We start from the raw sequence: 8469 nt of genomic DNA, 5'->3' as shown, positions 1-8469 counted from the left end.
TTGTCGACCCATACGGCGGGCGCGCTCTATGAAACCTTTCCGGCACCCGAGGCGCACCGGGTACTCCAGCGGCTGGAGTTCCATTACACGCCGAAGCACGCAAGCTGGCTGAATATGGTGGAAATCGAAATCGGCGTGCTACGCAGCCGATGCCTGGATCGCAGGATCGGCGAGCGCAAACGCCTCGTTAAAGAAATAAAGGCGTGGGAAAAACAGCGAAATGACAGTGGCGCACGCATCAAATGGATGTTCAACACAGAACGCGCGCGAGTGAAACTCGCCCGCGCCTATCCCCACGCCGCCAAAGAGTCAAAATCACTGTGATGAGGTACTAGTCCGGATGGGATTGCTCGACTGGGCGAAGAAACAAGAGGCCAGGGGCTACTCGCTTGTTCAGCCTGGTGCCGACCAAAGGACGGCCGCTTCATGGTCAAAGCAGTTGAATAGATATCTGAACGCAAAGGTCAGTGATGATCCTGGGGTCGTGTTATATTCATTGCGGCATTCATTCCGGCAAATGCTAAGGGCAGGAAACATTGGCGATGAGCTGGCGGTTAAGATTTTTGGCCATTCGACGGGTAGGGCCACCAAACTTTATGCCGCCTTTATACGGTGGATAGATGTTCCACATATGAATTTTATGCGGCCGGGCGCACACCAACGGGATGAAAGGAGCCTGTCATGGGTGATCTCGTTTCCATATCCGCGGGCGCTGTCATTTTCGCTCTGCTGTTTATCTACGTTCCTGCTTGCGGGCGTGTGTAATGCCCGACCTCATCGCCGGTAGCGTCATCTCCGCTCTTCTTCTCGTTTATCTTGTCTGGGCCATGTTACGGCCGGAGGATTTCTGATCCTATGACAATACATGGTCTCCTCTATATCGCCCTGCTGTTCGCGCTTGTGCTGGGTACGGCCTTTCCGCTTGGCCGCTATATAGCCGCCATTTTCGAAGGCCACGTAGCCTGGTTGCGCCCGCTGGAAAGGGGCTTCTACCGCTTGGCCGGCGTTAACGAGGCGCGCCAGATGGGCTGGCAATCCTATGCCATCGCCCTATTGCTGCTTAGCGTTATCCATTTCGGGCTGCTCTACGCCATTTTAAGGCTGCAATATTACCTACCCTTCAACCCGCTGCATATCACGGGCATGTCTCCACGACTGGCGTTCAACACGGCGGCCAGCTTCACCACCAATACAAACTGGCAGGCTTACGTGCCGGAGCAGCAGATTTCTAATGGCGCGCAGATGCTGGGTCTCTGTGTGCATATGTTTCTCTCCGCTGCCGCCGGCATTGCAGTCGCTGCGGCCGTTATGCGCGCCTTTACCGGCAGCGGGTTGAAAAGCCTTGGCAATTTCTACACCGACCTCACGCGCATCACGCTGTACTTGCTTATCCCTGGCGCGCTGATTGCCGCCACGCTGCTGGTATTGGCGGGTGCGCCGCAAACATTCGCACAGGGCATGCCGCTGCACACGCTGCAATCAGGCGTGCAGCCGTTGGCCATTGGGCCTGTGGCGTTCCAAGAGGCTATCAAGGAATTCGGCACAAATGGCGGCGGATTTTTCAATGCCAACTCCGCACACCCGTTTGAAAACCCCAATGCCTGGACCAATCTCTTGGAAACCTGGCTGCTGCTTGTCATCGGCTTTGCGCTGCCAATCGCCTTTGGTCACATGGTGAAGGATAAGGCGCAGGGCCGCGCCCTGATGGCGGCCATGGCCATCATCCTGGCGCTGGGCTGTGTGGGCGCCTACGCGGCGGAAGCGGCGGGCAATCCGCTGCATATCGCGGCGGGCGTGCAGGCCAGCGGCAATTGGGAGGGCAAGGAGGTGAGATTCGGTATTCCCGCAAGTACTACCTTCAATGTTGCCGCCACCGGCACCTCCACCGGTGCCGTGGACAGCGCCACGGACAGCTACACGCCCTTGGGCGGCGTCATCCCCATGTTCCTGATGCAGCTTGGCGAGGTTACACCCGGCGGTGTGGGCTCGGGCTTCTACACCATCATCGTCTTTGCCCTGCTCTCCGTGTTTGTCGCGGGCCTGATGGTGGGGCGTACGCCGGAATATTTGGGCAAGAAGGTGCAGGCCAAGGAGATCAAGCTCGCCATGCTGGGTGTGCTCATCCTTACCTTCTTCATCCTGGCTGGTGCCTGTTTTTCGCTGGTCACGCCTTCAGGTGTTGCCTCGCTCGCCAATGGCGGCCCGCAGGGCCTCTCGGAAATGCTCTATGGCTGGACATCGGCCACCGAGAATAACGGTTCTGCCTTCGCGGGCCTCTCGGGGGACACGCCGCTGCTGGATTACGGGTTGGGGGCAGCCATGTTGTTTGGCCGTTTCGCCTTCATGGTGCCTGTTCTCGCCATCGCCGGGTCACTCGCCGCCAAGCCAAAGCTTTCGGAAAGCACAGGTACTTTCCCCACCACCGGCCCGCTTTTCACCTTCTTGCTCATCGGCGTCATCATCATTCTGGGCGGGCTGCAATTCATGCCGGCTGACACGCTTGGTCCAATCGCCGAGCATTTTCTCCTTTACGCTGGAAAGAGCTTCTGAAATGTCAAAAGCTGAAACTATCTCCCTGTTCGATACCGGCATTATCCGCCGCGCCGCGCTGGAGTCACTCGCAAAGCTGAACCCGTTCACGCTGGCCCGCAATCCAGTCATTTTTGTAACCGAAATCGTTGCCGCCCTGGTGACCGCCACGAGTATTGAGGCGCTGCTTACCCATCGCCCGGCAGGTTTTTCCATTACCATCGCCATCTGGCTGTGGCTCACCGTCGTCTTTGCCACCTTTGCCGAGGCCGTGGCGGAAGGCCGGGGCCGTGCCCGTGCCGAATCGCTCCGCCGCACCCGGTCCGACACGATGGCGAAACTTCTAGTTGATCCGCAAGATCGCGCGATTTTCAAACCCACCTCGGCGCCGGATCTGAGATGCGGCGATGTGGTGCTGGTGGAAGCGGGCGACCTCATCCCCTCGGATGGTGAGGTGATAGAAGGCGTGGCCAGCGTGAATGAGAGCGCGGTAACGGGCGAATCCGCTCCCGTGGTGCGCGAGGCCGGTGGCGACCGCTCCGCCGTTACCGGCGGCACGCATCTGGTGTCCGACTGGCTGGTGGTGCGCATTACTGCCGATGCCGGGGCCACTTTTCTCGACCGCATGATCGCGCTGGTGGAAGGCGCCGAGCGCCGCAAAACGCCGAATGAGATCGCACTGAACATATTGCTTGCCGGTCTTACCATTGTGTTTCTCATCGCCGTGGTCACGCTGGTCGGGTTCGGCCAGTATTCCGGCACGCGCTTCTCCATTCCGGTGCTGGCGGCCTTACTGGTCTGCCTCATCCCCACCACCATTGGCGGGCTGCTCTCGGCCATCGGCATTGCGGGCATGGACCGCCTAGTGCGCTTCAACGTCGTTGCCACTTCAGGCCGCGCGGTAGAGGCCGCGGGCGATGTGGATGCGTTGCTGCTGGATAAAACCGGCACCATCACTTTCGGTAACCGCATGGCCGCGGGTTTCTACCCCGTGCCGGGCGTGATTGAGCGCGCTTTGGCGGAAGCCTGCGTCATGGCCAGCCTGGGCGACGACACGCCGGAGGGCCGCTCCATCCTGTCCTTCGCGCGCGACCGTTTCGGCATCAGCCTAGCCACGCCGGATGATGCCGCCGTTATTCCCTTCTCGGCCAATACCCGTATGTCGGGCGTTGATACGGGCGGAAAATCCTACCGCAAGGGCGCGGTGGACTCGGTCCTCGCCGCGCTGGGCGTTGCGCCGGATCCCGCCTTTACTGAAAGTATTGCCCGCATTGCCCGCGCTGGCTCCACGCCGCTTGCCGTTATTGCGGAGGGCAAGCTGCTTGGCGCCATCGAACTGAAAGACATCGTCAAGCCGGGCATAAAAAAGCGTTTCGCGGCGCTGCGCGCCATGGGCATCCGCACAATCATGGTCACGGGCGATAACCGTATCACCGCCGCTACCATCGCGGCGGAAGCCGGGGTGGATGACTATATCGCCGAGGCCAATCCGCAAAACAAGCTTGATTATATCAGGAAGGTGCAAAGCGAAGGCCGCCTTGTAGCTATGTGCGGCGACGGTACCAACGACGCACCCGCGCTCGCCCAAGCCGATGTGGGCGTGGCGATGCAAACCGGCACACAGGCCGCGCGCGAGGCGGGAAACATGGTCGACCTCGACAGCGACCCGACGAAGCTGATCGAGATTGTGGAAATCGGCAAGCAGTTGCTTATCACGCGCGGCGCGCTCACCACCTTCTCCATCGCCAACGACATCTCCAAATATTTCGCTATTCTGCCTGCAATCTTCATCACCACCTACCCGCAGCTCGGCGCGCTCAACATCATGCGCCTCAACACGCCGGAGAGCGCCATTCTCTCCGCCGTCATCTTCAACGCGCTCATCATCGTGGTGCTGGTGCCGCTGGCACTGCGCGGCGTAAAATTCCGCGCCATCGGTGCCGCTGCTTTGCTCAAGCGCAACCTGCTTATTTACGGGCTGGGCGGCATCATCGCGCCTTTCGCCGGCATCAAGCTCATCGATATGACCCTCGGCCTGTTCCACATCTTCTCGTAACGGACGCAGAAAATGATCCTCCGCGAACTCCGCCCGGCCTTTTCCCTGGTCGTGCTTTTCACCCTCCTTATAGGGCTTATCCTGCCCGGCATTTTTACCGGCGCCATGCAGGCGGTACTGCCCTGGCAGGCCAATGGCTCGCTCATACGTCAGAACGGCCAGGCCATCGGCTCGGTGCTCATCGGCCAGAACTTCACGGGCGCGCAATATTTCGTCCCACGTCCCTCGGTGCTCAGCCCCAACCCGTACACGCAGGACACATCCGGCGCCTCTAACCTAGGCCCCACCAGCAAGGTGCTGCTCACCAGCGTGCGGCAGCGCGTAGCCGCCTATCTCAAGGCCTACGGCCCCGGCCCGGTTCCGGCCGATGCCGTTACCGCCTCTGGTTCGGGGTTGGATCCCGATATTTCATCGGAGAACGCGCTGCGCCAAGCCCCCGCCGTTGCCGCCGCGCGGCACCTGCCTGCCGCCACAGTCATTGCATTGGTCAACCACTTGGCCCGACACCGCGCGCTGGGTGGCATTATCGGCACGAACCATGTGAATGTGCTGCGTCTCAACCTTGCCTTGGACCATTTGCCACCCCAATAATCCCTTATGGAACCCTCCACGCCGGACGGCTCACGCCCAGACCCTGACGCCCTCCTGGCCAGTCTGCGTCAAGGTGGGCGCGGGCATTTGAAGATCTTCCTCGGCGCGGCCCCTGGCGTTGGCAAAACCTGGGAGATGCTCGCCGCCGCCCATGCCAAACGCCAGAAAGGCGTGGATGTGGTGGCCGGGCTTATCGAAACCCATGGCCGCGCCGGCACGCGGGAAGCCATTGGCGAGCTGGAGCAGCTCCCCCGCCTTGCCGTGCCCTATCGCGGCCAGTCGCTGGAGGAGTTCGACCTGGAAGCGGCGCTGAAGCGGCGCCCGGCCCTGCTGCTGGTGGATGAGCTAGCCCACACCAACGCCCCTGGCCTGCGCCATGCCAAACGCTGGCAGGATGTGCAGGATGTGCTGGAATCGGGCATCGATGTGTGGACCACCGTAAATGTTCAACATCTGGAAAGCCTGAACGACCAGGTGGCCCGCATAACCGGCGTGCGCGTGGCGGAAACAGTGCCAGACACGGTGCTGGACATGGCGGATGAGATTGAGCTGATCGACCTGCCCCCCGCCGAATTGCGCGCCAGGCTGCAGGAAGGGTTTGTGTACCGCCCCGATATTGCCGCCCGCGCGCTGGAGGGGTTCTTCCGAGAGGGCAATCTCGGTGCTTTGCGTGAAATCGCGTTGCGCCGCGCAGCGCAGCGTATTGATAAAGACGTGACACGTTATATGCGCTCCTCCGCCATTCCCGGTCCCTGGCCCGTGGCGGAAAAAGTGCTGGCTCTTATCGGCGCGGATGACGCCGCCTCCAATGTGGTGCGCCACGCCGCGCGCTTGGCCGAGGCCTTGCACGCGCCGCTCACCAGCTTCCACATTGAGCGCACGGACGACAATGCCAATGTGCAGGCCGCGCTCGACCTAACCGTGCAGCTTGGTGGCGGCGTGGTCACGCAATCGGCGCCGGATATGGTGCGCGCGGTGCTAGATTACGCGGCGGCGCAGAATATCACCCATATCGTCGTGGGCCGCACCCGGCGCGGGCGCGGGCTGGGGCGGCGCTTTTCCGAGGCACTTACACGCCAGGCCCAGGACTTTACGTTGCATTTCGTGCCCGTGCCCGCCGCCGCGCCGCCGCGCATCAAGCTCCCCGCGCCCGAGCGCGACTGGAGCCCCTATATCCTCGCTTCCTGCCTGCTCGCCGCGATCACCCTCACCGGCGTTTCCATGCGCAATCTCCTGCCGCAGGAGGCGATGGGGCTGATCTTCACCGGCCTCATCGCCGCCATGGCGAGCCGCGCCGGGCGCGCGCCTGGGCTTTTCACGGCGGTGGCCGGCTTCTTCCTGTGGAATTTTTTCTTCCTGCCGCCTTTCTACACACTCTCCGTAACCGATCCGCGCGATGTCGTGGCGCTGCTCGTCTTCCTGCTGGTGGGACTCATTACCGGCACGCTGGCCGGCCGCGTGCGGCAGGAGGCCGCGGGGGCCGCCGCGCGCATGGAGGCGCTGCGCCGCATCTCGCTGTTCGGGCAGCGGCTTTCGCGCGCGGCCACGCTGTCGGACGTTATGGCCTCCGCTGCCGAGGAAGCCGCCGCCATTACCGGTGCCGGCATAGTGCTGCTGGCTCAGAACGGCACACTGACGCCTGAGGTGTGGCGTCCTGACGGCACGGTGCTGGACGAAGCCGCAGAGGTCGCCGCCGCATGGTGCTTGACGCACGACATGGAAACCGGGACCGGCACCGCCACTTTGCCTTCCGTTCCCTGGCGCTTTTTTCCGCTACATAGCCATGGCACGGTGGCGGGTGTGCTGGGCGCCCGCACCGCTGTGGCGCCGCCGACGCCTGTGGTGCAGACCCTGGCCACCTTGGCGGACCAGACCGCCCTGGCCCTGGAACGCGCCAGGCTCTCCATGCAGACGGCCCGCACGCAAGCGCATGAAGACAGCCAGAAGCTGCGCAACGCGCTGCTTTCATCGCTCAGCCATGATTTGCGCACTCCGCTTACCGCCATCCGCGGCGCAGCCGAAACGCTTGTCACCATGGGCGAAAAACTTGACGCCGCCACGCGCGCCGATCTGCTCAACGCCATCACCGAAGACACGTCTCGTATGGGCAAATTCCTCGCCAACATCACGGACATGGCGCGGGCCGAGTCAGGCGTGCTGGACATAAAGCGCGCGCGTGTGCCGTTGGAAACCCTGGCCGAAGCCGCTATTACCCGCACGCCGGGCGCGCTCTATACCGCCATCAACATCGCGCCAGATGCCACCCATGTGCGTGCCGACCCCGCCCTGCTGGAACAGGTTTTGGTCAACCTGCTGGACAATGCGGTCAAATACGCGCCGCTGGGCAGCCGTATCAGCATCGCTGCCCAGCGCGCGGGCGATACTGTGCGCATCAAAGTGGCGGATGAAGGGGTGGGGATCCCGCAAACCGAGCTGCAATCCGTATTCGACAGTTTTTTCCGAGCCAGCCGGGGAGACCGCGTGGCACCTGGTACGGGGCTTGGCCTCGCCATCGCCAAGGCTTTTACCGAAGCCATGGATGGGCGTATATCAGCGCAAAGCCCGCGGTCCGACCTGCCAGCGGATGGACTGCCCGGCACGGTCATCACATTGGAGCTTCCTGCCGCATGATCTCCGGCCGCATCCTGGTTGTGGACGATGAGCCGCAAATCCACCGTTTTCTCTCCCCCGCACTGACCGCTGCCGGCTACACGCCGCTGCGCGCCGATACGGCCGCGGAGGCCCTGCGCCAGGCCGCTGCCCAGGCGCCTGACCTTGTGCTGCTCGATCTCGGCCTGCCGGACATGGATGGGCAGGAGGCGTTGCGCCGCCTGCGCGCCTTCACGGCCGTGCCGGTCATCATCCTCTCGGCGCGCGACCGTGAGGCAGAGAAGATCACAGCACTTGATGACGGCGCCGATGATTACGTGGAAAAGCCCTTCGCCCTGGGTGAGCTGCTGGCGCGCATCCGCACCGCCCTGCGCCGTGCCGGGGCCGCGGAACCGGCTGCCGCGACGCTGCATGTTGCGGACCTTGCCATCACACCCGGGGCCACGCTTCGCAACGGCGTTGCGCTGCCGCTCACGAAGCGCGAACATGCGCTGCTGCTATTGCTGGCGCGCAACCGTGGCCGCGTGCTTACCCACCGGCAGCTTCTCACCGCTTTGTGGGGGCCGGCTCATACCGAAGACGTCGCCTATTTGCGCGTCTATATCGGCCAACTTCGGAAGCATTTAGGCGAGGGCGCGGCAAAACTGATCGCCACCGAACCTGGTGTTGGCTACCGTCTTCTC

7 protein-coding genes are annotated in these 8469 nt (G+C 62.6%); all 7 read left to right on the top strand.

Annotation, left to right across the window (positions count from 1 at the left end; genetic code table 11):
• On the top strand, positions 1-324 hold a 324-nt coding region (locus PHE40_RS09740; RefSeq protein ID WP_299961248.1), incomplete at its 5' end, for a transposase.
• Positions 325-764: 440 nt separating this feature from the next.
• A complete protein-coding gene (gene kdpF / locus PHE40_RS10985) occupies positions 765-851 on the top strand; it encodes a K(+)-transporting ATPase subunit F (protein WP_366523604.1) in 87 nt (28 codons plus the stop codon).
• A gap of 4 nt (positions 852-855) precedes the next feature.
• Positions 856-2550: a potassium-transporting ATPase subunit KdpA gene (gene kdpA / locus PHE40_RS09735; protein WP_299961246.1), complete on the top strand. Its 1695-nt coding sequence runs from the start codon at positions 856-858 to the stop codon at positions 2548-2550.
• 1 nt (position 2551) lies between these two features.
• Complete coding sequence (kdpB, locus tag PHE40_RS09730) at positions 2552-4585, top strand: potassium-transporting ATPase subunit KdpB (protein WP_299961244.1); 2034 nt, start codon at positions 2552-2554, stop codon at positions 4583-4585.
• A 12-nt stretch (positions 4586-4597) separates the two neighbouring features.
• Complete coding sequence (kdpC, locus tag PHE40_RS09725) at positions 4598-5176, top strand: potassium-transporting ATPase subunit KdpC (protein WP_408838982.1); 579 nt, start codon at positions 4598-4600, stop codon at positions 5174-5176.
• Between the two features lie 6 nt (positions 5177-5182).
• Complete coding sequence (locus PHE40_RS09720; RefSeq protein WP_299961243.1) at positions 5183-7807, top strand: sensor histidine kinase KdpD; 2625 nt, start codon at positions 5183-5185, stop codon at positions 7805-7807.
• The coding region (locus tag PHE40_RS09715; RefSeq protein ID WP_299961241.1) for a response regulator at positions 7804-8469 on the top strand (666 nt) is incomplete at its 3' end. The genes PHE40_RS09720 and PHE40_RS09715, both read left to right, overlap by 4 nt.

Source organism: Acidocella sp., assembly GCF_028687955.1.
Lineage (GTDB): Bacteria > Pseudomonadota > Alphaproteobacteria > Acetobacterales > Acetobacteraceae > Acidocella.
This window is presented reverse-complemented; position numbering and strand designations above follow the sequence as displayed.